Origin of the sequence: Robertkochia sediminum (assembly GCF_016786255.1) — a bacterium.
Classification (GTDB): Bacteria; Bacteroidota; Bacteroidia; order Flavobacteriales; family Flavobacteriaceae; genus Robertkochia; species Robertkochia sediminum.
The window spans coordinates 206,995-231,791 of record NZ_JADMKT010000062.1 but is presented as its reverse complement, the minus strand read 5'-3'; the positions used below and the strand labels follow the sequence as shown (position 1 = coordinate 231,791).

Here is a 24,797-nt window from a genome sequence, read left to right as displayed (position 1 = left end):
GTGATAACTACCAAACCACGATACGGTCTTCTTCCGGTAAATACATGGCATCACCTTCCTTAACGTCAAAGGCGCTATAAAAGGCCGGAGTGTTCATCAGCGGACCGTTAACCCTCCAGATCGGTGGGGAATGCGGATCGTTCTGTATCCAGTATCTTAAATATTCCTCCTTCATCTTCACCCTCCAGATCCTGGCGATCGATAGGAAGAAACGCTGGTCCGGGGTAAATCCTCCTATTTTGGTCGTGTCCTGTCCCTGGGCGGTCATCTTAAAGGCATCATAGGCCGCGGCAACACCACTCACATCAGCAGTGTTCTCTCCAACGGTCATCGCCCCGTTAATGTGCAGGGTGTCGAGTACGGTAAAAGTGCTATAGAGGTCGGCTACAGCTCCCGTACGTTGTTTAAACTGCTCATAATCTTCTTCGGTCCACCAGTTCTTCACGTTTCCGTCCTTATCGAACTGCGCTCCCTGGTCGTCAAAGGCATGGGATAGCTCATGGCCGATAACCATTCCGATACCTCCGTAGTTCAGGGCATCATCGGCTTTGTAGTCAAAATACGGGGGTTGCAGGATCCCTGCGGGGAATACGATCTCATTGGCGCTCGGATTGTAATAGGCGGTAACGGTCGAAGGTGTGGTATACCATTCGGAACGATCTACCGGCTTGCCCAGTTTGTTGAGGTTGTATTGGAAAGCAGCTTTGGTTGCCGCAGCTACATTTTCAAAGTATTTTCCGGGTTGGATGTCCACCCCGCTGTAATCGCGCCATTTATCGGGATACCCGATCTTTTTGGTGATGGCGAAGAGTTTTTCCTTGGCCTTCATTTTGGTGGTGTCGTTCATCCATTCCAGGTTATCGATCCTTTTGGCGTAGGCTTTTTGGGTATTGTTCACCAATTCCAGCATACGCGTTTTGGCTTCTTCCGGGAAGTATTTCTTTACGTAGATCTGTCCGAGGGCTTCTCCCAGCATCCCGTCGATCTGTGAGGCGATCTGCTCTCCGCGTTCCTGCTGTTCGGCCTGTCCGGAAAGGAGCTTGCTGTAGGCAAACTGCGCATCGGTAAAAGGCGTACTCAGGTAGCTGGCGTAATTGCTCAGAGTATGCGCCTTCAAATACACCTTCCACTGGTCTACCGGAATCGCGGTTAACAGGGTGTTCAGGGCGTCGTAATAGTCGGGCTGTCCCACATCGATCGAATCAGTTTTCGCTCCCAGGTTGGTTAGGAAGGCCTCCCACCCGATATTCGGATGTTTAGCTTCCAGGTCGGCTACTGCGAATTTGTTGTAATTGGCTTCTACATCGCGACGCTCCACACGGGTACGGTGTACTTCGGCCATTTGCTTTTCGATAGCGTATACGAGTTCCGCCTGGGCAGCAGCAGCTTCAGCATCTGCTCCGGTAAGCTCAAAGAGGGTGGCCAGGTAGTTCTTATAGGCTTCTTGAATGCCCTGGGCCGTAGGGTCTGATTTAAAATAATAATCACGGTCGGGCATACCCAGTCCGGTTTGGGTGGCATGGGCGATATTCATGGTACTGTTCTTATCGTCCGGTCCTACATACATGCTCATAATAGAGGAATTGTAGGCCTTGAATTCCTCAGCAACCAGTTGCATCACAGAGGGCACATCGGTGATCGCGTCAATACGCTCCAATACCGGTTTTACGGGTTCATAGCCTCTGCTGTTGATGGTAGCGGTATCCATTCCCGATGCGAAAAAGTCACCTACTTTTTGCTCCATACTTCCCATGGGATGTTCCTGTTTGGAAACGCTGTCCAACAGGTTCATCAGTCGGATGCGCTGCGGAAAGTTCATAAAGCGGTAGGCACCTACCCCCGATTGAGAGGGCGGAATCTGAATGGAATCGTACCAGATGCCGTTCACATGGCGAAAAAAGTTATCGCCGGGTTTAATGGCGTTATCGATCCCTTCGATCAGGACCACTTCTTTTTGCTCTTCAGGTGTAGCGCAGGCCCCGAGGGTAGCCAGGGCAATAAGGGTTAATGCAATATTTTTCATAGTTGGTTTTTTCTATTTAAAGTTTTCAACCCCACCAACAACAGGCAAGGTGATCGAGGTTTTATTCAAGTCAATGGTAAGTTCCGTTCCGGGTTTTGGGTGCAGGGTAAACTCCTGGTCACTGGAAAAGATCATGAGTCCGATCTGCTGTCCCGCCCTGATCACCTGGTCATCCGGATTCAGGTCGAAGGTAAGGGTGTAGAATTTCCCGGGCTCCAGGGGTTCACTTTCTCTTAGCGACTGGTGATTCTGAGGATCTGCCCATCCGCGGGTGATGATATTGTCATAGATGTTTACATCGCTTCCTTCTTCCCATGGCAGGGATACCAGCCATACCGAAAGGTTGGCAGCCGGTTTATTACTGGCCAGGGTTACGGTAACCTGTGGCGTCCCTGAAATATGAAGGTCGCTCTTCAGTTCAGGGGTAAGGTATAACAGGCGGTGTGCAGAGCTTTCGGTCTTGGCCAGCTCAGCTCCTGAAAAGGTAACGTCATCCACCAAGGTTTCGGTGGCAGCTTCTTTAGGCTCTGAAAGCGTTAAAGCTCCTGCTTCAGGATTTCCTGCAGCCAGGTGCAGGGTAACCGGGGTAGCATCAGGATGCGGATAATCGGCATAGGGGGTAGGTTGCTCACGCGGAGCATCTTCCCGCACGATCCAGGCCTTAGGGTCGTTCTCCACCCCATTTTCCACGCCGTGAAGGTAGCGGGTAAACCATCGGTTCATCAGGGTGATCGGTGGCGGTCCGCCATGACCAGCCTGATGATAATAGATTTGCGCAGGCAGTCCCATTTCCTTTGCTTTTTTATAGATGCGGTAACTGTGTTCCGGCATCACATTCCAGTCATTGAAGCCATGCGACATGAGCAGGGCGGCCTTCATGGGCGCCATTTCATTGAGGTAATCGCGATCGGCCCAAAAGTCGTTATAGTCTCCGGTAATGCGATCCATACCGTTCTTCATGATGGAATCTCTTACGGTAGCATTGTTATAGGGTCTTTTTGATTCCTCACCACTGTGAATGAAGTCGTAGAGCACATCGATATCTTCCCCTAAATAGCCTCCAGGCGATCGTACGAGTCCGTTGGAGCGGTAGTAGTGGTAATACGAGGTGTTGGGCGCAATAGGGATGATGGCTTCCAGTCCTTCCACTCCTGTGGTGGCTGCCGCCAGGGGCAGGGTCCCGTTATAGGACGTTCCGGTCATTCCCACCTTTCCGGTGCTCCAGAAGGCTTCTACAGGTTCTCCGCCATAGGGCGCAGTATATCCTTTAGCCCTGCCGCAAAGCCATTCGATCACGGCTTTTGGGGCGAGGGATTCATTATCGCCACCCACGGTAGGTGCACCTTGTGACAGACCTGTTCCCGGGGAGGAGGAGTGTACCACGATATAACCCCGTGGCACCCATTTGTTGATGTGTGATTTAGAGATAAAAGGACGTTCCACGCGAGTCACTTCCGGGTGGAAGGTGCGTTCTTTTATTTCGCCCAGCTCATGTGCTACTTCCCAGAACCAGTCGGAACCTCTTGCTACACCGGCAAAGTACGGACTGGTCACATAGATCACGGGTAATTTGAGTCCTTCCGTTTCTGTTTGTTCCGGGCGGGTCACGGCCACATGCATGCGGTCCGGTTTCCCGTCGCCATCGGTATCAAAGGAGGTTTCCACCCAGAGCTCATGGCGGATCCACGACTCAGGATCATTAAAAGCATCGACGATCTGTGCTTCCCCGTTCTCGAAAACAGGTTGCGCTTTTGCAGCGGGTTGTGCAATGAGCAGGGAGGCGTGGGCAAAAAAGGTAAGAAATAGCAAATAAAAGGAATGGGTACGGGTTATCATGATAGTGGTTGGTAATGGTGGTTTTATTTGGTGTTCGTCTAAGCTAAGAAAATATTCTTAATACTGATGGTCTACAACGGCGTCTAAGGAGGAGTAAATAAAGCTTCTGAAACAGGAAAAGATCAATCCCTAAAGGAAGCTGCCCTATTTGAAGAAGTCCATGCGAGAAGTTGCTTTCGTTGCCGTAAACATCTGATCGGCAGTCAAGAAGGATCCGTCATAATGAATAAAAATTCTTACTTTAAACGCTGAATAAATAAAAAGGCGGTGCTTCAATAAGATCAGGAAACAGATATCCTATGCGGTTGTATTCCTTGCAGGTTGAAATCCAACTCAAAGAACTTTTAACAAGATCCTAAAGAACATGACACGATGAACTGGTATTTAAAATGCTTTAAACAATATGCCGACTTTTCCGGCAGGGCGGGAAGAACAGAATTTTGGATGTTTTTTGTGATCAATAAGATCCTTATTTTTTTGGCTCTGATGATCGATCATGTTGTGGGAACCAGCAGCCCCGATAATTTGTACGGGGTGTTTTCTGTGTTGTATTTGCTTGCAGTTTTCATCCCCGCTTTAGCTGTAAGGGTAAGGCGATTACACGATGTTGGTGAAAGCGGTTGGATGTTGTTAATTGGCGTCATTCCTGTGATCGGGACGATCTGGTTATTCGTGCTGTATATAACCAAGGGGCATTCAGGTACCAATAAATGGGGGCCAAACCCAAAGGAGGAGATGACGTTGGCTTAAGTTTTTTCAGATATGTGCCTCCGGTATTGCGACGAGAGCAGATAAACAGGACTCCCATGCATCCATGTGCAGCACCTCTTTCATGTCGATGGCATTTTTAATAGCGAGATTATTAGATAGAAACTCCCGAATATGACCTGGTAGGGGAGCTTCGATCTCCGGGGTGCATTGAAACGGATCAAAAGGAAAGGCATCCCACAGGGCTTCAAAACAGGGGTAGAGTGATCCTTTTCCTCGTTTTGGGAGGTCGTGGTCAAATTCGCCGTTAAACCAAAAGTAATAATGAGTGTCTCCGAGAGTTAATTCGTTTATCGTGATACGGTTACTTCCGTTAATAAGGGTCAGTAGTTTTTCAGATTGCATAGGTTGGTGGTTTTGGGGCTTTCCTGGGATAGCGGAAACCCAGTTCAAAAATAACACACAGCGTAGGTAAATCATTACGGGTTTCCTCAAGGAAAGCAATAGAAAATGTTCTAATTTGTGCTTCCAAATTTACCTGACTATGATCAAAAAAATTACGTTTAGCTTTCTGTTCATCTTTGTGCTTACCCTTGTTTCCTGTTCTAAGGACGACGACGCTTCCGGTGGTGACGTCGGTATTCGTCCGCCGGAATGGATCCAGGGCACTTGGTTGGTTGAAGATACCTTTGGTGGTCCTGATCAGGGATTTCGGTTTACATCGGATGATGTGATCAGCCTTCAGCCCACTTTGGAATACAGCCTTAAGGAGGCGGGAGAGTTTTATGTTAATGCAGGGGAAGAGGTGAGTGTAGAAAACACAAGTACCGAAACCTTTTATGAAATGAAGATGAATATTCCGGGCGGACAAACTGTTGTTTACAGTTTTGAGTTGGTAAGGGATAACGTCATTATTTGGAAACAGGCCTCTACGACAGAATTCTTACGACAGTAAAGGATTGTATATCGTGTTTTTATATCCAGGCACTTTCTTAACGTTATAAACGAAAACCCTTAAAAATTGCTGAAATATGGGACTCTTCAATAAGATTCTGGGCAATGCCAGTCAGGTCACCCCGGAGCAACTTAAGGCAAAATACGGACGACTTCTCACTGATACCGAGGAGATCGAGCTGGGATTCCAGCTCTTCCGCGATGTGTTCATGTTCACCAGTAAACGCCTGATCCTGATCGATGTTCAGGGATTAACCGGCAGCAAGGTGGAATACAAATCCTTGCCGTATAAAAGCATTTCCCGCTACTCTTTGGAGACTGCTGGCACCTTCGACCTCGATGCCGAACTCAAGATCTGGATCTCCAGCGAAAACACGCCTTCGGTAAGCAAGAAGTTCAACAAAAGCATTGATGTGTACGAGGTGCAGAAGTATCTGACGGAGAAGGTGGTTTCTTAAGATGAGAGTGCTCACCTTTCCAATATACATTTTAAAATAACCACCCTTGAGCAACCTCTCTTACACACTAATCGATTACAAAGCCATCCACCCCTTCCGATTCTGGGCGATCGCCATCGGCTTGGTGCTTTTGATCATTGGCCTTGCTTTCTTATTACGTTGGCTTTATGGTCCGCAGCAGAATAAGTTATTGGGATCCAGGACAGCAAGCCGCAAGGTATTACTCCCGGTTATTGTCATCCAGGTCTTGATCATATTGGGGCTGGTGGGCCTGAAAGTGCACGACGGAATGACTTTGGCATATATTGCAGAGAATACCTCTATCTCCAGTTCAGAATACATTTTTGGAATCGATGTGTCCCATTATCAGGGCAGGATCAACTGGAAGGAAGTGCGAACCTCCCGCCATCCTATTGAGTATGTATTTATACGATCCACCATGGGTGCCGATGGTCGCGATATGCACTTTAAGGAGAACTGGAAAAAGGCGAAGGAGCACAACTATATCCGCGGAGCATACCACTATTACCGCCCTAATGAGAACTCGACTAGGCAATTTGAAAATTATCGCTCGCAGGTAGCACTGGGAACCGGCGACTTCATTCCTATTCTCGATGTGGAAAAGGAAAGCATTTACGGGAGGGAGAACCTGGTAAAGGGCGTTTTGAATTGGTTAAAGCTCGCCGAAGAAGCCTATGGGGTGAAGCCTATGATCTATACCGGACTCACCTTTTACCAGGACATCCTCAAAGATCATGTAGACGATTATCCACTATGGATCGCAGCGTACTCCGGGAAGCACCGTTTAAAGAATGAAGCGTGGACGTTCCATCAATTCACAGAGCATGTGCGGGTGAAGGGTATCGGAACCACTGTTGATGGGAACGATTTTAAGGGGCAACTTGAAGACCTGAAGCAGATGTGTATGGAGTGATCTGGATCGTGCAAATTCACTGCACTACGCCCTTATAGATTTGCTTTGTATAGCTCCGGAAAGCACCGCGGGTTGAGGAAGCATTTGAAGGTGATGCGATAGTGTTTCCTGATCAGATCGGTTTGAAAAATCATAATCTACTAATACCATGAGACTACACGTAACCATTATCCTTCTTCTTGTATTTGTTTCCCTTCATGCCCAGCGGGAACGGGAGCTCCTTGCCAAAGCCACCGTTCAGGCAGGCTGGATCAACGGCTATGACTATACGGAGGAAACCCTGGAATCGGATACCCGCATTGAGATCTTCCGTTTTAAAGATGCCCCCGAAGTGATATGGCTGGAGTTCATCTGGCTGGAAGACGGAGGCAGTTGTATTGGTCCGATCGCGTTTACCGAGGTGATAGGAAAGATCGCTAAAAGTGAAGAGTATTTCGATTTCTACAAAGTGGCTTTTACATGGGAATATTCGGATAGCATGGAGGAAGAAGCCGGAACAGCAGAGGGCTTTCTACTTCTGGTGCCCGAGAAGGCCGAATCTCCTAATCTTGGAATTATCGCCGAGTTTACGGAATATAAGCTCGAATATGAGACCTTTTTTGAGGGGGCCATCCATCCGGACCTCTTAGAGATCATTAATGAGCTTCCTATGGCAATGGATGCCAATAATGCAGAAGCTGACAGCAGTAATTAATACAAAGTCTGAACCTATGATAACTCAGGAAATCTTTAGCCGGTTTTTAACGAGCGATGGCCGGCATATCAAAAAAATGAGTAAGGCAAAGCCTTTAACCTCCAAAGAAGCGTTCTTCAATATTTTAAAAGCATGGAGCATGGTTATGCGAAAGGATGGGATAGAAGACGCAGAAATTGGACAGGAAGCCACTGGGAATACGGCCGTTTTGTGGTTGACTCTTGGTGGCAAGAAATACTATTTAAATGGAGACACCAGGCTGCATGGTGTTCGGGAATTCTTAAAGAATAAGGACAACCCCTGGGTGGTGATCCCCAACCTGAATGGGGTGCGCAATAAGGTGGTCAACACCCCGGAGCATAAGCCTGTTGAAGGGTTCTTTCTTTATCTGGAGCATTAAGGTGCTACACGTTATAAACTATTATCGACCAATCCATTAAAGTTATGATCAGACAAAATAATTTCACCTTTACAGATGGCAACATCAACGATGGGCCTCTCGGAGAACTCTCGTGTTCCAATTGTGATTTTTCCAGATACAGGTCCACTCGAACGGTGAGGTTGCACACGGTGGAATATCACCCTGTTGAAGGGGTGTTGCCTTCTTTAATTCAGTATTGTTATTGCCAAAAATGTGAGGATCTTACCCCATGGTTCATGGGAAGCGGATTTGTACATTTTGAAGTTTTCCGGGGGCATCTTGAAAAGATCGGGGTGTTGGAAGAACAAATCGTAGCGTTAAAGAAAAAATATAACACATCCTCTGTCGACAGAAGATCGGGGTATTTTAGACGGCGAAGGTCTGAAACCAGGCCGGTGCCAGCAAGTATGTCGGAGTTGCAGGAATTAGAGCATCAGTTGAAAGAGCTTAGATCATCTCCCGGGATGGACGTGAATGTTTCTGAATCAGAGAAGTTTTATGAGGATCTAAAGCCAGCTCCGCGATGTTTGGGTTGTGGGCATAAAGATGCATTGGCAACACCTTTCGATCATTGGCAAGAGGTGCTTCTGCATGGTGATGATAACAGGGAGATTAACGCCGTTCATTTTTATGCTTTTCCAATAGTGAAGCATTCGTGTGGAGGCCAGATCGTTTTTAAAAAAGGTAGAAAAGATCGCCCAATACACGTGCATCGGTTTTATGAAGAGGAGACTCAAAGGCGAATTACCATACATGAATACGACCAGTGGGGGAAGGTGGTGAATACTATTGAACACTGAGTTGGGTCTTGTGAAAATTAATTTTCTTTAGGGAGATTATGAACTATAAATAATTTTCACCGTTTCTAGCCCTTCGACAAACTTGGGTAGTTTTTTGGAGTTCGTATAGGTACCGTACTTATGCCAGCAAGGCAGGCCTGTAATTCTTTCACCTAATTGATCTAGTACAGCGTCATGATCGTATTCTATCTGATTGCCATGAATATCTGTAAAGCAAAGGGTAAGATTTTGACCGTATTTACTTCTACTTAATGAGAAGTTTTTAACCACCTTTTTACCCTGAATAGCATTCCGCTTGGCAGGAGTAGGTTTTACAGGGCTATTGCTTGTAATAAGCATTTTGTCTTCTTTCAGGCTTATAATGGTTTCAGATAATGTGGTCAGGCCTAATTTTTGGGTGATCCGAACCATATGATTAAAGGCCAGGTCAGCTTTATCCCGATCAAAAGGGGAGTAATGCGCTACCATATTCCGGGCTTCCGCGATCTCATCAAAGTTGGAGGGGAGATTATGGGCTTTTACATCGAAATACTTCCAAAAGAAATCTTTGTTGTTCAGGGCGAACGATTTGAGATTCCCAAAATCAATTAAATACTTTGGATCATCGTATTCTGCTCGCTGTTTACCCCAAAACTCTTGCTGTTGGGTAGCTAGTGACATCACATATTTCCTTTCCCAATGCTCTCCTAATTCTTCTGTGATAAAGGTTCTGATCTCGTGAATGAATAATACCAGGGCTTTGCTGAGGTTAGAGGTAGAAGCTGTATTCATGTGAGGCTTTTTTATATGTATAAATATAGGTATCGTTGACTTAAAGAAAAAGTAGCTGTTAAAGCAAGTTTTCGTTAAGAATTTTTGGCATCCCATTACGGCTAACCTCAAGGATGCTTAAGGGCTACATTCTATCTTTAAAGGGAGTATAATAGTAACTGTGCAAATAAAACGCACAGTTATTTTCTACATTTGTCCTGAAATCAACTGCAAAGCGCTCATGAGCTCCTCTAAAGCCATAGCAAAAGCGAATAAAAACCAACCGCCATGCCTAAGAATAAAAACGCCCAACTACGCTACAACGTCCTCGACCGATGCTTCAGTAATTTCGGTCGCACCTACACCATCGACGATCTGGTGGATGCCTGTAACAACGCCCTTTGGGAGCTTGACCCGGAATCGGATGGGGTGAAGAAGCGCATCATTTACGAGGATATCCGCTTTATGAAGTCAGATCAGGGATGGTCGGCGCCCATACAGAGCTATCGGTATGAGAAAGGGCATAAAACCTATATCCGTTATGAGGATCCAAAGTTCTCGATTAATAACAAACCCCTGAACGATGCCGAAATGCAACAGCTGGAGGCAGCCATGCAGGTGTTGGGCCGATTCGAGGGCATGCCCCAGTTCGAATGGGTGAGTGAACTCCTGAAAAAGGTAAATAAGGGCATGGCCACACAGGAGACCCATAAGGATCCGATCATGAGCTTCGATCACAGTGCCTACCTCAAAGGGAATGACCATACGGGAACGCTCTTCAATGCCATTAACAACAGCCGGGCAGTCATAGTGACTTACCGTTCCTTCCGCCGGGAGGAAGCAGAGACCTTTGTTTTTCATCCCTGGCACCTCAGACAGTACAACCGCCGTTGGTTTGTATTCGGCCATCGTCCGGGATATGAAAACATGACCAACCTCGGCCTGGATCGTATCGAAAAGATCACCGAGGCCGATGATGCCTACATCCTGAATACCGATATTGATTTTACCGATTACTTCGATGAGATCGTAGGGGTAACCCGGTATCCGGAGGATAAAGAGGAGAAGATCGTACTCAAGGCCACGAAGCAACAGGCAGATTACATCCGTACCAAACCTATCCACGGATCTCAAACCCTGGGGCGGGAAGAAGGGGAGCACGTGATCTTCGAATTGCAGTTGGTGCCTAATTACGAACTGGAAAGTATCCTTCTGGCGTTTGGTGAACGCGTGGAAGTCCTGGCGCCGATGAGCTTACGCGAGCGCCTCAAAGAACGTCTGGAGGAAACGGTAAAACTGTATTCGTAATTCATGATCACTACCACTATTCAGGAAACCGGAATTACAATGTCCAGACATTTCGGGCCATTACATCCGGATGCCCAACTAAAAACACTGTTCTCTGTCGACATGGAGATCCAGGCCATTGAGCTGGTAACGATCGAGGTGTCCTGGGTGGTCACCGACGACGGATACCTGCAGTTGGTGCACCGCGTAATGGATTGGCCGGATACGCCTCATATTGTTGCCCAGGAAAGGCTTAATGACCTTCCCGAAGTTACCCAGGCCCTGCAATTGTGGGGGGTGTATGTGAGAGGCACCAAAGGCTTTTATCGTATAACCCGATTCTGCCATCCGGGTGTTGCACAAAAAGAAGATTACGAACAGGTGCTGCAAGGCCTTGAGGCAGAAGCCAGGGCAGATCAAGAATTCTGGGAGCAGCATCCCTTGTACCAAAAGTTGAAGTCCGCCGGGATCCACGCCATTTCAGTAAGCGGATCTAAACGCGTACTGATGGTGAAATGTCCGCGAGGAAACCACCATATGTATATCGAGGCCGATAAAGCAACCTGGACCTGCGGATACTGCTGTAAAAGGGGGGAGGTAAACGCCCTGATGCAGTCTTAGTGACCGGACCACTGTGGTGTGTAAATATGTTGCACACCTTCTTTTCATCTTTGTACCTGTTAACCGATAATCTTTGTTTTATGACCCCATTTATTTCGATTAATCTCCTCAACAAAGGTAGCCTGAAACCCCTTCGTGCGGCCTATGTCTTTCTGCGGCCCTGGATGCAAAGCCTTCCTGATGAGGTGCACGTGTTGAAAGACCTGAAACCGGTATTGATCGACCTCTGGGGCATAAAGGATACTTCCGGAACCGACTTTGGGGAGGTTAAAGGAGGCTTATTTTTCTTCAATGTCAAAGGCCGTCCGGTATCAGTAGATCCTCTCCGGTTGTTAGATTTCAACCTGGTGGAAAAAGAAATACGCTACCTGCTTATGCTTCCCTCCTCATTCACCTTCCCTGCGGAAGGTGAGGGGGAACCCCTTCTGGAGATCCCATTGACACGTGAGCAGAGTCATATACGCGCAAATGAACGCTTCCGCATTATCGATCCGGAAAAGGATATTCCCTACCTGGTCGATGTGTATAATGAGGAGATTTCCCTGAAAAGCTGGACGAGCACGCGGGGTATTCACCTTAGGAAACTTATAGAGACGCTACTGGAAACCGGCTATGATTGCAGTGCCTTTATCGGAAGGAATTATATGCGCTTTGACAGTCCGGTAGCTATCGACTATGAGCAAAAAGTCATTGCACCCATAGTGCAGAAGTAGACCGAAATAATAGCCATTACAACCTAAAACCAATTTAAACCATGAACAACACACCGAAAACCAAAGCGAAAGAAGTCATTCGCACCTTCACCCCGGAAGAAGAAGCCAAATTCCGCAAAATGCTCGGACAGGTATGTCGGCTGGTCATCCCGGCAGGATTCGAAGTTTTTCTGAGGCAATTTAAGATCTACGATCATCCGGACATTCAGGAGTTTTATAAACTCATGAGGGCAGATATCAATTCCTGGAAAAAAACGGAATGGGAAACAAGGACATATGACCATGAAACCCATGCCAGCCGCTGTTTGGTATGTGAATACGGTCGCCACGTTACCGTATACACCAATACGTATCACCACACGGGCGCTCCGGAGCCTCATAACCTGGTACACAGGCGGCGCTCTTTTGCCATCCTTTGTCGAATTGAAGATGGAGCGCTTTTGGATCTCAGGCTATGTAATGCCTTTATGAAAAAAGAAGATATGGACCAATTCGACCAAAAAGCCTAAGCGATGATCGTGAATGTGTTGAGTCAGCCCTCATTTTCTGTGGAAGCCACCCTCGGCCGCTATCGAAGTTTCACCAAATTGCTCCTTTCAGAAGAGGAGGTAAGGAGTGCTGTGGAGCGGGTGCAGCGTCATGTGTATGCCACCACCGGGGTGCCGGTTAGCGTAAGGCTGAGCTTCAGTGAGATCCTTTTCCTGGGTCAGCGGGAGCCCTGCTTCACGCTACATTTTATTCAGTATCCCAAATTCCCTCAGGAGGAAGCGACTCTGAGCAGCACCATCAAAAGTTTCGTATGCGCTCTGATGGCCGAACTGGAACAGCTCCGTGCGGTGATCTGCTTTCCGCAGGAGACCTTGCTCCTTGAAACCACAGAACAACTCGACCCTGATATTCAACTTCAAACTACAGTACAATGATCGAACTACCGGAACTCATCAAAGACCCGAAAACCGTATTGGAGCACCTCTTTATGGAGCCGGTGAATGAAGGGATTGGTGGATACTTTTTTATAAATGCCTATGAAGATGATATCTTCGATAATGAGCGCTTGAAGCAATTGCACCGCCTGTATCCGGAAGCTGATATCATGCTGGGTTTCAATCCCGATCCGGAAAACAGTCTTTACGATAATTATTCGCTCCTCATGGCCACTGACCCTTATAATCCGTGGTACGATCCCTCCCTGAGTTTGTTCAATTACCAATACGAACGATCAGACAGCCTGTTTCACTGGTTCCGGCATGTAGAACCCGACTACCACAAGCGCGGCAGGGGCATTCCTCAGCTCATGGGCCGACTCATCATGCCCATGAACCTGCTCATCGGTTATGTGGCGTTAGCCTACTGCGATCTGGACAGTTATGTGGCCCGCCTCATCTGCCGGCCGCTCATGAGCGTGAACAGCAATACCCCAAAGGAATTTGAAGCGGAACTGGAAAGGGAGTTTGAGGCTCTGCGAAAGCTGGGCATACACGAACTCGATGTCAAAGGAGATATCTGCAGGCATTGTCATCCCGGTGCAACGGCGCTCAGCTTTTACAATGAAAAGGAGGAGTTCGTAATGCGCAAGGTGATCACCCATGACGGAATGGGGAATTACAACATCAGTAAATGCACCAATACCCCTCAAAAACCGACCGATCCGGAGTTTCCTTTTTGAGGAAATAAAAGGTGCTCAATTGAGGGAAGCCGTAAAGTATTTCTTACAGCTCTGACTAACTTTATAAACCCTGACCGAACCGTGAATAAAAAACCTTCAATGTCCTTTCATCTTATGCCTGCTTCCTCGCTGCGCCATGTGCTTTTTCTTCTGTTTTGTGCTGTTTCATTCCCCCTCAACGCTCAGGAAGAACCGCCAATGTCCGTCTATAAGGTGTCTCAGGAAACCCTTCTGGATGGTGATGTTTCTGAAGATGCGGTAAAGGACGGTACGGTACTCATGTTCTTTGAGGAGAACGGAGAGCTGTGCATTTCCCGATTAAGGGTATTTAAAGAAGAAGAGATCTGGGGTGCCCTTACCAATATCCGGATAGTCGATGCCAGGGGAACAACGATGGAGGAGTCCTGGATGCTTATTTTGGAGTGTGACTGGGAAATACGCGGTGTGGATTATGACGGCCAATTGGGTGTCACGCTTATGCTCACGGGAAACACCGGGGGATCCCTTCCCGACCTGCTCATGACCAATACCTTCAGGGATAGTGAACTCGCTTCCTACGAAGCGTACAATATGACCACCTCTGATGTCTGGAAGGAGTTCGTAGCCGGTTGGTGGAAACAAGGAAAACAATACTAAAACACAACCCTATAATTCGATCAGACATGAACACCTTTAAACACTATTTTCTGGTTCCCGCCATGTTGCTTGCCGGTGCCCTTCAGAGTGTCTTTGCCCACAGTTGTGATATGGAAACCTATCATTGTCCGCTGGACGGCACCGAGGTCCTTTTCTGTGTCACCAAAAGTATGTATACCGAAGGCCGCCAAAAGGATATGCAGCTCTACGGTGCCATCGGCACGTATTATGAAGAACTGGTGAACAGTTGCCCTACCTGTTATTTTTCGGGCTATGTGGAAGATTTTGAGAAGGAGTATACCGAAACGGAGAAAGCAGCCCTTCGCGCTTATTTAAAGGCCAATGCCGGAAAGCCCGAAGACGAAGCCGATGAATATGCGATCCACGCAGGGATCAAGGAGTTCTATAACGATCCGCCACAGGAGATTGCAGACAACTGGCTTACGGCATCTTATTTCTTGAAAGGGGTAAAGGAGCAGCAAGAAAAACGCAGGGCAATGCAATTAAAGGCAGCCTGCTTTTTCGAACAGGCGGTGTCCGAGAATAGCTGTACAGAACCGCAATATTGTGCCATCTATAAATACCTGGTGGCCGAAATGTACCGCCGTACCGATTTCTTTGAGGATGCCCTGGTGTGGTATGAGAAGGCGAAAAAGGATAGCGAACTACCGGAATGGGTGCGTAAGATGAATACAGAACAACAGCAGCTGGCACAAAACAACGACGATAGCAATGATGTGTAAGGTTGATCATTTAGGTGTTAAGGGGTCTTCCCGGACGCGATTGTTTTTAAGCTTGCTATTAGGGCTCCTGGCAAACACCTTCGCCCTTTCTCAGGAAAGGGAATTACTCAGCATATTCAGGGTCGACTATTCCGAATTGCGGGGTGAAGATATATCACCATTCGCTAAGGATTGTAACATGGCCATTATTTTTCATAGACGGAACGGACAGTTACGCATAAGCCGGACCTGTCTGAATGGGGAATCAGAGATCGATGGATATGTGGAGCATTTGGGTACGATGACTTTAATGGAAAGTGAGGCCGACGAAAAGTGGATGCTCTCCTTTCAGTTCATTTGGCAAATGCAGATCGATGAATACGGGGGTGAAAAGTTCAGTGGAGCGGATATCCCGGCCAAAGCCTTGATCGCCTTATTGCAGCGAAAGGATCGCCCTCTTTTTTTGCACTTCAAGCTGTTCAGCGAGGGTGAGTGGTATCCCGACATAGCCATGGAAGCGGAATTGGTACAGGGCTCAGAAGCATGGGACAATATGATCTTCAACTGGCAGCAGCATGCCGAAAGGAGAGATCCGCCCCAATGACCAATAACCCAGGACACGTATTGAAGATTAATAACTGAATCATCAAAGCTATGCTCAGATCACGATCGACACTCTTAGTGTTCTTATTTGTGCTTCCTCTTTTGTGTCACGCCCAAAAAGAAGAGGTTATCCTTGCCAAATACGGGGTGACCAAGGTGACCCGCGATGGCAGGGATATCACCAAAAAAGCCATTCTCAATAGCACCATGCTGAGCTTTTACAAAAAGGAAGGCGATCTCTATTTGAGGGTAGCCGAACTGGCAAAAGACACGGCCATAAATGGGATGGTAAGGCGCTTTCGGGTAACCCATAAGTTCGGCAAGCCGGAGTATAAGAATGATGGCTACGGATTTACCTTCGATTGGTACGGAGGGAAGATCACCGACCTGTGGCGACCCTACAAACCGGCCGCATGTTTACTGTTGATCAATAACGATGAAAAGCCCCTTATGCTCATGCGTATTGCCTGGGAGGAAGGGAAGGTCACCGAATACGAATGCCGGCGTATCGGGCCAATGGCCCCGGAACTGCTCGACTATATCGAAGAATACCTTCCGACGTGGGATGGGGAGAATCGGTTTGGATCAGAATAATCACGCCCCATTTGAGGGTAAGAAACGAGTTGTTTAAATGTCACTCTACGACCTTCCCCCTTTACGGTTTTCCGTAAGAATATTCTTCCCCATTTTAAGAACTTTGTATAAACACCAAAATCATGAAATATTACCTGCTAATTCTGTCGATGCTTCTCTCTTTTAGTGGAGCTGGCCAGGAGATCAGCCTGGCAGACATGGAAGCCATTTGTAATAAGGCGAACTGGACCAGCGTCAACCAATTTCTAATGAACAAGAATTGGGAATACCACGAATCTCAAAAGGGAGATTCCGATCACTACAGTACAATTGTCTGGTCTTTAAACAAATCATACAACGATGAGGCAGAGGCATGGTTTTACCTCTACACCCATGATGAAACCCCGGTAAAGGTAAGGTATTCGGTTTTCAACAAACCGGCGTATACCCTGATTCAGAAAGCCCTGAATTCACGTGGCTACACCCTGGATAATAGTGAAATAGAGAACAATGAGATCATTTCCACCTATTCCAACAGCAAGTTTATTTTGACCATCACCACCGAAAAACGCGAGCAGGAAAACAGTTGGGAAAAGAGTGTTACCGCGTACAGATTCCTGTTGGTTAAAAAATCCAGTGTCTACGATCCGCTCAATGGTAAAAAGGTGAGTTATTATGATGATGGCACCATAAGCTCGGAATATACCCTGGTGAACGGGCTCATTGAGGGAGCCTCTAAAATGTATCATGAGAATGGTGCTCTAAAGACGAAAGGGAATTACAGAGGCGGTTTGGCTGATGGTAAATTTCAGGAATTCGATGAGGTTGGGAATTTGGTTTTCGAATGGACCATGAAGAAGGGGGAACGAAACGGGAAACTCATCAAATACGTTGACAACAGAATAGATCAGGAGATCACCTATGTCAATGGGATTGCACAGGGGGAGTCTGTCGATTATTACTACGATGAAGGGCAGCTGAGATTTAAGGAGTTCGGATCGTATATGGATGATGAAAGGGAAGGGCTCTGGCAATTGACATTTATAGACGAGGATGCCTCTGAACGAGTATTGCGGAAATTTAACTACAAGCAGGGTGAGAAATATGGCCCGGCACAGGATGTACAGGGTGATAGTCTGATCATCGCCAATTATGCTGCAGATAAGCTGCATGGCGATTATAAGGTATATATTGACATTAAGACCAATCTTTTTGGGGGTATGATCAGTTCAACAGATCCTGCAGAACTCATCCTGGTTTCGGAGGGGCGTTATGCCGATGATGAAAAAACAGGATACTGGAAGAATTATGATCTCACCGGCGGACTTCAGAATGAAGGGAGTTACCGCAACGGATCAAAGACAGGAGAGTGGAAATACTACTATTCCAAGTACATGGATGAGAATGATGAATACCTCCCCTATTCCGGGAAACATTACCTCACTGAGAATTACGAAAATGGAAAGTTGAATGGTGTTTCAACGCGATACTCCTATGTAAACCGGGAGTACTTCCCCTGTAAGGAGGAACAAGAAAAATCCGTTCAGGATTCATGTTCAAAATTTGTTTACACCAAAGTTTTTGAAAAGGTATCCTATCGAAATGACGAACTTCATGGCCCTTTAGAAGTTAAGGATTCTTTAGGACAACTTGTGGCGAAAGGAGAGTTCAGATATGGACTGAAAAATGGCAAATGGAAGCAACGGTTTGATAACAATGACGTTTTACGTGAGGAGTCATTCTATATGGAAGGGAATTATGTGAAGGACAAGCGAGAGGGGGAGTGGAAATGGTATGCACTAAATGGTAATCTGGAAAAGATCGTTCATTTTGATGATGATGCTCTCGATCGGATTGCTATTTTGGATTCCTTGGGAGAAAGCCCTGAATTGGAATTCGATATTTTAAAGGTGAATAACGATCACTTAAAATTCCGAATGATCTTTCACAGGCCTGATCAAACGGAGTACAAGGTATATCGGATGAATCAGGATGGCGAACCGCATTTCCGGTCGTTCCATATGCTGGTTATTTTAGGGATGCTTCAGGAAGACTCGGATTATCTCTATCCTGACGGGGCATATAAAGTGGAGAATACTTCCGGCGACCCGGTGGTCGAAGGTTTCCTGTACAAGGAAAACAAGATCGGCAAATGGATACATTACTATTATCCCCAGGATGTTAAGATCATTCAGGAATATGGGTACTATAATGAATTGGTTACTGAAAAGTACCTGACACTGTCCGGAGCGCCATTTTCAGGCGATTTTATTTATGTAGATGAGGAATCAAATACCAGGGAGGTGCGTTCGGTAAAGGATGGTGTACGCCATGGCACAACAGAGGTGTTTGACCTAAGCTCAGGGGAGCGTCTCCGGAAGGAACGCTATAAGAAAGGGGAGGTCAAAATTTAAACCGGTAAACAAGAGATCATGAGAATGATATACACCCTGTTCCTGCTGTGCTTCGCCGGAACGATCACGTATGCACAATCCCTTCAGGACCTGGATCAATACCGGGTTGATGAGTTTTATAAGAAGATCGATCTGGACTACGGAACCCTTGATGATGATGGGTATCCCATCGATCATATCTATGTGAGAACCGAAGTGGATCCCGGGGATTACCAGATCGAACTTACCGATGCCGATGGTGACCTCTATGAAATAAAGGGCACTAACCTGTACGTTACATTTATGGGCTATTTCGGGTATGCAGGCTACGGCACAGAATGTATCCTGAAGGTGGAACAGTATTCAGCTATGGTTTATAAGTTGGAGTAGCGTATTGTGAAATGAAGAATTGCGCTTAATTTACGAACATAAAGGCACCCCTTTGACCACTCAAGGTGTAAAGGGACTCCATAATGGTAATCCAAAAATGTGAATCATTGGAAGTATTAGAAGAATTAGTGGAGCAGATAAGGGAGGAAGGAAAAGACCCCTTCAGTCTCAAGGATATACTCCTCACATCAAAAAAGCTGAATATCTCATTAGATAAAGACGACCTCATCCATCACCTTGCCGGTAACCGTCACCTTAAATACCACAGCACGCCCAATGAGATCGCTGCTTTCATGGCGGGTATCGTGAACAACAGAGGGGCGAAAAAGGTGATCGACATTACCTGCGGACTGGGGAATATTCTGTACTATCTTAATCCGGCGATTGAGAAAACGGGCATTGAGCTTGATCCGAATATTGCTGCCATCACCCGGTATATGATGCCTGAAGTAAAGGTGATTCAGGGGGATAGCCTTGCCTTTAAAAGCGATGAACAGTATGACGCCATCGTATCCTTCTTCCCGACAGGGTATACCAAAGTTTGGTGGGGTAAATCTCAACCGCTGGAAGCGTTATTTGTGGCAAAGGGGCTTTCACTGCTATCCGATAGCGGAATCCTGGTTGCATTGGTTCCGGAAGATTTCCTCTCGGGGAAGTCATTTAAGAAAGTGAGAAAACAGATATTAGAAAAGCATCACCTTAAGGCGGTGTTTTCCCTGCCACCAGGTACCTTGAAAGCCTCTACTATTAAAACTTCTGTACTCGTTGTAGAAAAGACATTTAATACCGCTCCAACCCTAATTACGGAATTCGAAAGGGTTTCCAATGTCGCAGATCCATTTCGAGCAGAGGATTATTATTGGGTTTCCAGGGACGACCTCCATAAACGTTGGGATTTTGAATACCACGATCCGGAACAAAAGGTCAGAGAGGCCAGGATACGTTCAGGGGGCTACAAGACCCTCGGTGATCTTGCTGAGATAAAGGCGAAGAAACCGGATGTAAGGCACAACAGGATTGATATAAATGAATCCAGGGTTTTAAGAAGTTTTTCGATTCTTGATGAAGAGGAGTTTAGTAGGTCCGCGGAGGAAGAAAATGCTGAGTTAAAGAAGGAGGATAGGGAAGAATTCCTTAAGACACTGAAGGAGGACTTCCCTGCACTAGAGGAGGATGAAGAATATTTTCAAAAACTGGAAGAAGAAGATATTCCAATCCTGGAGGATAGTGAAGAGTTTTCTGTTAAGCCTGTAGACGGTGAGGTCTATTATCAGTTGGCGAAAGAAGTTGACAAATCCCAATCAATAACAGAGGAAAGTGACGAATTACAACCCGGAGATATTCTAATTCCACGCCGATTTAAGTTCTACCCCAGGATCTATATCTACGGAGAAGAAGACACCTCGGGTGTTGAAAGAAATGACGTCATCGTAGTGCGTTCCGAGGAGTCGGGTTATCTCGCGGCCTATTTGAATACCAGGGAAGGAAAGAAGGTGCTTGCAGAGCAATTAAAAAGGGTGGCTACAGGAACTGTGATGCCTACGGCCACGATTCAGGATGTATCAGACATACTCATCCCCATCTTGCCGGTAGAACAGCTCTATACGCTCTCGGATGCCTATTTGGAGCATGCCGAAAAGGAAGCGTTAGCGGCCTTAAAGAAGGAGTTGGAAACACTTCGTGATGAAAAGAGTGTCCTTCAGGATCAGCTCGATTCACAGGCCTTCTTGCAAGAGCGTCTGAAGAAGTTGCAGGAGAGCCTTGATCGTATCGAAGGGAAGGTAGATCAGGTATTGGCATCGCTTAGCGGACTTTCAGAATCGTTTAAATCCATAAGTGAATCCAATCGTGATCAGGAGGGGAAATTGCTTCGATTTTATCACAAGCTGGACAACACCTTAGATGAGGTTCAGGGGAATTTGAAGAAGGAATTGGATATATATCTCCTCGAGATTAAAATGTGGCTTGTTGACTGGGACAAACTGGAACCTAAAAGTAAGGCCTATTTGCCGCAGGCTGAATTCCTGTACGACAATCTTCAAAGGCTAAAACAGGCCGACTTCTCCCCCTTTGTACTTCAATACTGCAGGGCGGTTGAAAACGAACTGTTGCACAAAGTATTCATGTCTTATTTCGAGAATGTGAAAGGAAGAGGTCTTTATGCGAATGAGGTTTTTAAGGAAGACCTGAAGATCGTCAACGGGGACTCCGTAAATAGCAAGACGTATAAGCTGGCGAAGACGATAAGTCTGTACCTGGCCAATCCGGATTTTGAAGTATTCTTTGAATTGGGAGCTATGGAACGGGCGCTCCGAATGATTACTGACCCCAATCTGAAAGGAAGTCCGATAGTTCAGGATTTCAGCTCTTTTGTGAAAATGTATTTCAGTGAAGTGCTTTATGATCATCAGTTCCTGGACCTTCTGCAAAGTTTAACGAAGGATTTTAGAAATAAAGCCGCACATCCATCGCTGTTGAGTTTGGAAGAAGCAGTAGTGTTTCACGATGTTATTAAATCGTTCCTGCAACATTTTCTTGAGAGTTACCGTTAGTTTGGGTTGTGCAAAATCAGTGCATGCCGTCTATCTACCTTGCAGGTATAAAACTAAAAAATGCAAAGGACATGACTAAAGAACCTTCACTACATGAATTTATAGAACATGGAACCGTACTTTTTTACCTCGATCTCGATGGTGATAACCCGGAATCGGGGGACTATATCTGGATGTATGAGCTCCGAGGCTGGTATATGGTTATTGCCGATGATCAGGCGTATTGGCCGGTAAGATCTTTTGAAGAGGCCTTAGCAAATGAGATCTTCGACAATATTAATGAGCCCTTTGAAACCTGTTCCAAGGTACTTTCAGAAGAAGAGGTAGACAATATTGATCATGAGATCCGTAGCAGGAGTGAGCATACGAATTAGCAATCTCCCTTGATTAATTACTATTACGGATAACTCACAAACTGCAGCGTTTCTCGCTTTTGTTGGTAGTTGTTGAACTCATCAAACATCCGGAACAATCGCTTCATCCTTTTGTAGGTATACAGATCGAAGATCGAATCGCATTTGATCTCTGAATTCGAGGGCTTGTGAGGGATCAAATTGAATCCCACACCACTTTCGGCCATGAAGTAATTTGTGAGCAACTGCCGGTCGTGAATCTGGGTATTAAAATTCGTCTTATCGGTAGAATACAATTTGAACTTTGAGCGGTGCCTGGCAAAGACCCGGTTCAGTTTGGAATGTACCTTTTTTGCCTTTTCTTTCACCTTTTCCGGTTCCTCCCGAATCGGATTAAAATCTTTGGTATAGATCGCCACAGAACACGGTGTGGATTCCTTTTTGCTGAGCAGCTCTTGAAGCATAGGCACCAGGTTATCATCAACTTTTTGCCCTGACTTATCACTTACAATATAATTGTCGGCCACAATAATCTCTTTAAAAGGAATGTCTGCAAAATTCTTAAAAGCACTCCAGGCAAAGGGCTCAAAAAGGTCGAATCGAAGGGAGGTTTTTTGCACAATCTGCATGAGCAATTGGTCATAGTTTTCTGAAGTAAAGCAAAGGGCTCCCTGTTCCCGGGCTTTTGAAAACCAATCGTGTTCCTTTACTGCAAAGATGAGCAGTTGCCTGCATGCTTCCGAGCGTTCAAACTCTGTCTTTAGATCTGTATAAGGCGAAGGGGGATATTGTACCCCGAGCAGGCGTAGAAGTGGATTTTCCTGATAAAGGGCTTCCAGGTCCCGCGGACTTTCAATAGAAGCGTCGATGCCCCATTCCAGTTCGGGATAAACTTTTATAATACGTAGTAGTATGGCCTGGCCCTGAGAGGGGTTTTCTTCGTTTAAATCCAGATAGAACTGATCGAGGAATTCCTTTTCAAATAATAAACGCATAGCACTTAATTAAGTTGGGTGGAATTTAATTTCATCAGGTCGAATTGCAGCTGGGTAGCCTCATCGAAAAAACCAGGCCCGAAGGTATCGGTCAGGTTCCCTGTTTTGGTGATCTCGATTAGTTTAACCTTGGGCTCAAGGGTACTCACATATTCATCTGCGTTGAAATAATAAATGGCCGTTTCTTCTGGTTTTACCGCTCCTTTTGCGGTGAGGTACTGGAGTTTTCGGATGAGGTATTCACTATGTGTTTCAATAATGAAATGAATGTTCTTATAATGTTCCCTGGCGAGTACCAGGACATCAGCGAGTTTGGATTGCAGGTTGGGGTGCAGGTTGGCTTCGGGTTCTTCCAGAATGAGGTATTTATTTTGGGAGTAAACCACGGGGATAGAAATCGGCGGTTCGATGGTGATGATCTTTAACAGGATGGGAATAAGTTGTGCATACCCAAATCCAAGGTCAGCTAATGCGATCTTTTTATCCCCCTGCTTTAAATAGATCACCGAAATGTAATTCTGGTAACGCTCTACAACCAATTCCCCTTTAATGTTGAGGATCTTAAGCGCTTTTTCGAGAAAGGTAATGTCGTCTAATGAAGCTTTGCTGTAGTCCACTACGATCCGATCGATATCATTAGCTGAATCATTCATCAGGACCCGATTCTGGCTTCCACGCTGTGCTGACACATAATGCAGGTCTTTCAAAAAGGTTTCGTGAGGGACAGGTTTTGAGATCAGCTTCTCAAAAAGGGTAAACACGGGGTCATTGAGTAAGGTGTAGCCAGCTTTCATTGGGGTGTTGAAGAATAGTTCGCCTAAAGCGGTTCGCTCTAAAGAGATGTTCCTAAGCTCATAGCGATCTTCGATGGCCTTTAAGAATTGCTGTTGAAAGCTGAGCTCAATGTTATTCCTGAATTCATCATCCCACCGCAGGCCTTGAAGGGTATAATCCGGAAAGAAAAAAGCCTGATTCTCCACATGGAGATCATGGAAAACCCCACATTGGATCTTATAAAGGTTTTCAGGGTTCAATTCTATAGATGGATCTGTAAGCTGGTACAGCAAACCGTTTTTATCAAGATCATCTATGGCATTGTACAGGGCGATCGCATGAAAATAACTGGAGATCTCTTCGTCGGAGAGATGCTTGGCTTCTTCAAATGTCAGATCTTCGTAAACCGCTATTTTTGGGATGTCCTTAAGTTTTGCCCATCTGCCATTATCTGGAGTGATCACCCCATGTTTTGTAACGTACTCAGGGGTCTTGATCTCCTTTTTGTACAAGGTCTTTATCACTTTGTCAATGTCGATGCTTAATTTCAGGGAGGCATAAAATTCATCACTGATCTCTTCTACAGAATAGATCGGACCCTCTGCGTCTTCAACCGTAACTTTTTTAAGTTTACTATCTGTATAGGTTAGTCTGGATATCACCTCCTGATGGAAGTAAGGCAATGCAAAAGGGAATCCTACTTCGAACTCCTTCTTTTTGGAAACCCAGTTGACCACGCCCTCAAAATTCTCCAGATTATGGATCCCTTTTTCGAAATCCAGTTTATCTGTTCCGTTCTTTAATAGTAGGAGGAGCTTAGTTAGAGCACTTTTTCCGCTGTTATTCGGGCCTGTAAGTAAGGTGATGGGGCGTATATCAAATTTGGTCTCGTTTTTAAAGATCCTGAAGTTATTGATCAAAAGTTTTTTTATAGAATGCAT

General features: G+C 46.0%; 27 protein-coding genes. 21 read left to right on the top strand and 6 right to left on the bottom strand.

Annotated elements, in window-relative coordinates:
* Positions 1-7 precede the first annotated feature (7 nt).
* Both IS446_RS01290 and IS446_RS01285 read right to left on the bottom strand, forming a co-directional pair.
* Entirely contained in the window at positions 8-2,023 is a 2,016-nt protein-coding gene (locus IS446_RS01290; protein WP_203057552.1) for a M13 family metallopeptidase, read from the bottom strand.
* Positions 2,024-2,035: 12 nt separating this feature from the next.
* Complete coding sequence (locus tag IS446_RS01285) at positions 2,036-3,859, bottom strand: Xaa-Pro dipeptidyl-peptidase (protein WP_203057550.1); 1,824 nt, start codon at positions 3,857-3,859, stop codon at positions 2,036-2,038.
* Between the two features lie 372 nt (positions 3,860-4,231).
* On the opposite strand from IS446_RS01285, the gene IS446_RS01280 reads away from it, so the two are divergent.
* Positions 4,232-4,609 (top strand): DUF805 domain-containing protein, encoded by a 378-nt coding sequence (locus tag IS446_RS01280; RefSeq protein WP_203057548.1) that lies wholly within the window; start codon positions 4,232-4,234, stop codon positions 4,607-4,609.
* Between the two features lie 6 nt (positions 4,610-4,615).
* On the opposite strand, the gene IS446_RS01275 is transcribed toward IS446_RS01280, so the two are convergent.
* Positions 4,616-4,972, bottom strand: a complete 357-nt coding sequence (locus tag IS446_RS01275; RefSeq protein WP_203057546.1) for a hypothetical protein — start codon at positions 4,970-4,972, stop codon at positions 4,616-4,618.
* A 139-nt stretch (positions 4,973-5,111) separates the two neighbouring features.
* On the opposite strand from IS446_RS01275, the gene IS446_RS01270 reads away from it, so the two are divergent.
* The 6 genes from IS446_RS01270 (at position 5,112) to IS446_RS01245 (ending at position 8,828) form a co-directional block, all read left to right on the top strand.
* Positions 5,112-5,522, top strand: a complete 411-nt coding sequence (locus IS446_RS01270; RefSeq protein WP_203057544.1) for a hypothetical protein — start codon at positions 5,112-5,114, stop codon at positions 5,520-5,522.
* 76 nt (positions 5,523-5,598) lie between these two features.
* Positions 5,599-5,979, top strand: a complete 381-nt coding sequence (locus tag IS446_RS01265; protein WP_203057542.1) for a PH domain-containing protein — start codon at positions 5,599-5,601, stop codon at positions 5,977-5,979.
* 46 nt (positions 5,980-6,025) lie between these two features.
* Complete coding sequence (locus IS446_RS01260) at positions 6,026-6,913, top strand: glycoside hydrolase family 25 protein (protein WP_203057540.1); 888 nt, start codon at positions 6,026-6,028, stop codon at positions 6,911-6,913.
* Between the two features lie 148 nt (positions 6,914-7,061).
* Positions 7,062-7,607 (top strand): hypothetical protein, encoded by a 546-nt coding sequence (locus tag IS446_RS01255; RefSeq protein WP_203057538.1) that lies wholly within the window; start codon positions 7,062-7,064, stop codon positions 7,605-7,607.
* A gap of 76 nt (positions 7,608-7,683) precedes the next feature.
* Positions 7,684-8,007, top strand: a complete 324-nt coding sequence (locus IS446_RS01250; RefSeq protein WP_203057536.1) for a hypothetical protein — start codon at positions 7,684-7,686, stop codon at positions 8,005-8,007.
* A gap of 44 nt (positions 8,008-8,051) precedes the next feature.
* Positions 8,052-8,828, top strand: a complete 777-nt coding sequence (locus tag IS446_RS01245) for a hypothetical protein (RefSeq protein WP_203057534.1) — start codon at positions 8,052-8,054, stop codon at positions 8,826-8,828.
* Between the two features lie 36 nt (positions 8,829-8,864).
* Here the strand turns inward: IS446_RS01245 and IS446_RS01240 are convergent, their stop codons facing one another.
* Positions 8,865-9,599: a Swt1 family HEPN domain-containing protein gene (locus tag IS446_RS01240; RefSeq protein ID WP_203057532.1), complete on the bottom strand. Its 735-nt coding sequence runs from the start codon at positions 9,597-9,599 to the stop codon at positions 8,865-8,867.
* A 267-nt stretch (positions 9,600-9,866) separates the two neighbouring features.
* On the opposite strand from IS446_RS01240, the gene IS446_RS01235 reads away from it, so the two are divergent.
* The 14 genes from IS446_RS01235 (at position 9,867) to IS446_RS01170 (ending at position 22,108) form a co-directional block, all read left to right on the top strand.
* Positions 9,867-10,886, top strand: a complete 1,020-nt coding sequence (locus IS446_RS01235; protein WP_203057530.1) for a helix-turn-helix transcriptional regulator — start codon at positions 9,867-9,869, stop codon at positions 10,884-10,886.
* Positions 10,887-10,889: 3 nt separating this feature from the next.
* On the top strand, positions 10,890-11,486 hold the full coding sequence (locus IS446_RS01230) for a hypothetical protein (protein ID WP_203057528.1): 597 nt from the start codon (positions 10,890-10,892) through the stop codon (positions 11,484-11,486).
* A gap of 80 nt (positions 11,487-11,566) precedes the next feature.
* The gene (locus IS446_RS01225) at positions 11,567-12,199 is read left to right on the top strand and encodes a hypothetical protein (RefSeq protein WP_203057526.1); all 633 of its coding nucleotides are present in this window, start codon (positions 11,567-11,569) and stop codon (positions 12,197-12,199) included.
* A gap of 41 nt (positions 12,200-12,240) precedes the next feature.
* Complete coding sequence (locus tag IS446_RS01220; protein ID WP_203057524.1) at positions 12,241-12,708, top strand: hypothetical protein; 468 nt, start codon at positions 12,241-12,243, stop codon at positions 12,706-12,708.
* 3 nt (positions 12,709-12,711) lie between these two features.
* Positions 12,712-13,122, top strand: a complete 411-nt coding sequence (locus IS446_RS01215; protein ID WP_203057522.1) for a hypothetical protein — start codon at positions 12,712-12,714, stop codon at positions 13,120-13,122.
* The gene (locus IS446_RS01210; protein WP_203057520.1) at positions 13,119-13,865 is read left to right on the top strand and encodes a hypothetical protein; all 747 of its coding nucleotides are present in this window, start codon (positions 13,119-13,121) and stop codon (positions 13,863-13,865) included. Before IS446_RS01215 ends, IS446_RS01210 begins: the two co-directional genes overlap by 4 nt.
* Positions 13,866-13,964: 99 nt before the next feature.
* Positions 13,965-14,501 (top strand): hypothetical protein, encoded by a 537-nt coding sequence (locus tag IS446_RS01205; protein ID WP_203057518.1) that lies wholly within the window; start codon positions 13,965-13,967, stop codon positions 14,499-14,501.
* 26 nt (positions 14,502-14,527) lie between these two features.
* A complete protein-coding gene (locus IS446_RS01200) occupies positions 14,528-15,244 on the top strand; it encodes a DUF2225 domain-containing protein (RefSeq protein WP_203057516.1) in 717 nt (238 codons plus the stop codon).
* A complete protein-coding gene (locus IS446_RS01195; RefSeq protein WP_203057514.1) occupies positions 15,234-15,827 on the top strand; it encodes a hypothetical protein in 594 nt (197 codons plus the stop codon). Before IS446_RS01200 ends, IS446_RS01195 begins: the two co-directional genes overlap by 11 nt.
* A gap of 50 nt (positions 15,828-15,877) precedes the next feature.
* Complete coding sequence (locus IS446_RS01190; protein ID WP_203057512.1) at positions 15,878-16,420, top strand: hypothetical protein; 543 nt, start codon at positions 15,878-15,880, stop codon at positions 16,418-16,420.
* A gap of 122 nt (positions 16,421-16,542) precedes the next feature.
* The gene (locus IS446_RS01185) at positions 16,543-18,813 is read left to right on the top strand and encodes a toxin-antitoxin system YwqK family antitoxin (protein WP_203057510.1); all 2,271 of its coding nucleotides are present in this window, start codon (positions 16,543-16,545) and stop codon (positions 18,811-18,813) included.
* Between the two features lie 18 nt (positions 18,814-18,831).
* On the top strand, positions 18,832-19,182 hold the full coding sequence (locus tag IS446_RS01180; protein ID WP_235996358.1) for a hypothetical protein: 351 nt from the start codon (positions 18,832-18,834) through the stop codon (positions 19,180-19,182).
* A 107-nt stretch (positions 19,183-19,289) separates the two neighbouring features.
* Positions 19,290-21,734 (top strand): N-6 DNA methylase, encoded by a 2,445-nt coding sequence (locus tag IS446_RS01175; RefSeq protein WP_203057508.1) that lies wholly within the window; start codon positions 19,290-19,292, stop codon positions 21,732-21,734.
* A 71-nt stretch (positions 21,735-21,805) separates the two neighbouring features.
* Positions 21,806-22,108 carry a hypothetical protein gene (locus IS446_RS01170; RefSeq protein ID WP_203057498.1) on the top strand — a complete coding sequence of 101 codons (303 nt, stop codon included), beginning with the start codon at positions 21,806-21,808 and terminating at the stop codon, positions 22,106-22,108.
* Between the two features lie 23 nt (positions 22,109-22,131).
* Here IS446_RS01170 and IS446_RS01165 read toward each other — a convergent pair whose 3' ends face one another.
* Both IS446_RS01165 and IS446_RS01160 read right to left on the bottom strand, forming a co-directional pair.
* Complete coding sequence (locus IS446_RS01165; RefSeq protein WP_203057496.1) at positions 22,132-23,082, bottom strand: hypothetical protein; 951 nt, start codon at positions 23,080-23,082, stop codon at positions 22,132-22,134.
* A gap of 5 nt (positions 23,083-23,087) precedes the next feature.
* Positions 23,088-24,797, bottom strand: a complete 1,710-nt coding sequence (locus tag IS446_RS01160) for a DUF3696 domain-containing protein (RefSeq protein WP_203057494.1) — start codon at positions 24,795-24,797, stop codon at positions 23,088-23,090.

Excerpts from the sequence above, each read along its gene's own strand:
- IS446_RS01290 (WP_203057552.1), bottom strand. The coding sequence starts at position 2,023 with ATGAAAAATATTGCATTAACCCTTATTGCCCTGGCTACCCTCGGGGCC.
- IS446_RS01285 (WP_203057550.1), bottom strand. The coding sequence starts at position 3,859 with ATGATAACCCGTACCCATTCCTTTTATTTGCTATTTCTTACCTTTTTT.
- IS446_RS01280 (WP_203057548.1), top strand. The coding sequence starts at position 4,232 with ATGAACTGGTATTTAAAATGCTTTAAACAATATGCCGACTTTTCCGGC.
- IS446_RS01275 (WP_203057546.1), bottom strand. The coding sequence starts at position 4,972 with ATGCAATCTGAAAAACTACTGACCCTTATTAACGGAAGTAACCGTATC.
- IS446_RS01270 (WP_203057544.1), top strand. The coding sequence starts at position 5,112 with ATGATCAAAAAAATTACGTTTAGCTTTCTGTTCATCTTTGTGCTTACC.
- IS446_RS01265 (WP_203057542.1), top strand. The coding sequence starts at position 5,599 with ATGGGACTCTTCAATAAGATTCTGGGCAATGCCAGTCAGGTCACCCCG.
- IS446_RS01255 (WP_203057538.1), top strand. The coding sequence starts at position 7,062 with ATGAGACTACACGTAACCATTATCCTTCTTCTTGTATTTGTTTCCCTT.
- IS446_RS01250 (WP_203057536.1), top strand. The coding sequence starts at position 7,684 with ATGAGTAAGGCAAAGCCTTTAACCTCCAAAGAAGCGTTCTTCAATATT.
- IS446_RS01245 (WP_203057534.1), top strand. The coding sequence starts at position 8,052 with ATGATCAGACAAAATAATTTCACCTTTACAGATGGCAACATCAACGAT.
- IS446_RS01240 (WP_203057532.1), bottom strand. The coding sequence starts at position 9,599 with ATGAATACAGCTTCTACCTCTAACCTCAGCAAAGCCCTGGTATTATTC.
- IS446_RS01235 (WP_203057530.1), top strand. The coding sequence starts at position 9,867 with ATGCCTAAGAATAAAAACGCCCAACTACGCTACAACGTCCTCGACCGA.
- IS446_RS01230 (WP_203057528.1), top strand. The coding sequence starts at position 10,890 with ATGATCACTACCACTATTCAGGAAACCGGAATTACAATGTCCAGACAT.
- IS446_RS01225 (WP_203057526.1), top strand. The coding sequence starts at position 11,567 with ATGACCCCATTTATTTCGATTAATCTCCTCAACAAAGGTAGCCTGAAA.
- IS446_RS01220 (WP_203057524.1), top strand. The coding sequence starts at position 12,241 with ATGAACAACACACCGAAAACCAAAGCGAAAGAAGTCATTCGCACCTTC.
- IS446_RS01215 (WP_203057522.1), top strand. The coding sequence starts at position 12,712 with ATGATCGTGAATGTGTTGAGTCAGCCCTCATTTTCTGTGGAAGCCACC.
- IS446_RS01210 (WP_203057520.1), top strand. The coding sequence starts at position 13,119 with ATGATCGAACTACCGGAACTCATCAAAGACCCGAAAACCGTATTGGAG.
- IS446_RS01205 (WP_203057518.1), top strand. The coding sequence starts at position 13,965 with ATGTCCTTTCATCTTATGCCTGCTTCCTCGCTGCGCCATGTGCTTTTT.
- IS446_RS01200 (WP_203057516.1), top strand. The coding sequence starts at position 14,528 with ATGAACACCTTTAAACACTATTTTCTGGTTCCCGCCATGTTGCTTGCC.
- IS446_RS01195 (WP_203057514.1), top strand. The coding sequence starts at position 15,234 with ATGATGTGTAAGGTTGATCATTTAGGTGTTAAGGGGTCTTCCCGGACG.
- IS446_RS01190 (WP_203057512.1), top strand. The coding sequence starts at position 15,878 with ATGCTCAGATCACGATCGACACTCTTAGTGTTCTTATTTGTGCTTCCT.
- IS446_RS01185 (WP_203057510.1), top strand. The coding sequence starts at position 16,543 with ATGAAATATTACCTGCTAATTCTGTCGATGCTTCTCTCTTTTAGTGGA.
- IS446_RS01180 (WP_235996358.1), top strand. The coding sequence starts at position 18,832 with ATGAGAATGATATACACCCTGTTCCTGCTGTGCTTCGCCGGAACGATC.
- IS446_RS01170 (WP_203057498.1), top strand. The coding sequence starts at position 21,806 with ATGACTAAAGAACCTTCACTACATGAATTTATAGAACATGGAACCGTA.
- IS446_RS01165 (WP_203057496.1), bottom strand. The coding sequence starts at position 23,082 with ATGCGTTTATTATTTGAAAAGGAATTCCTCGATCAGTTCTATCTGGAT.
- IS446_RS01160 (WP_203057494.1), bottom strand. The coding sequence starts at position 24,797 with ATGCATTCTATAAAAAAACTTTTGATCAATAACTTCAGGATCTTTAAA.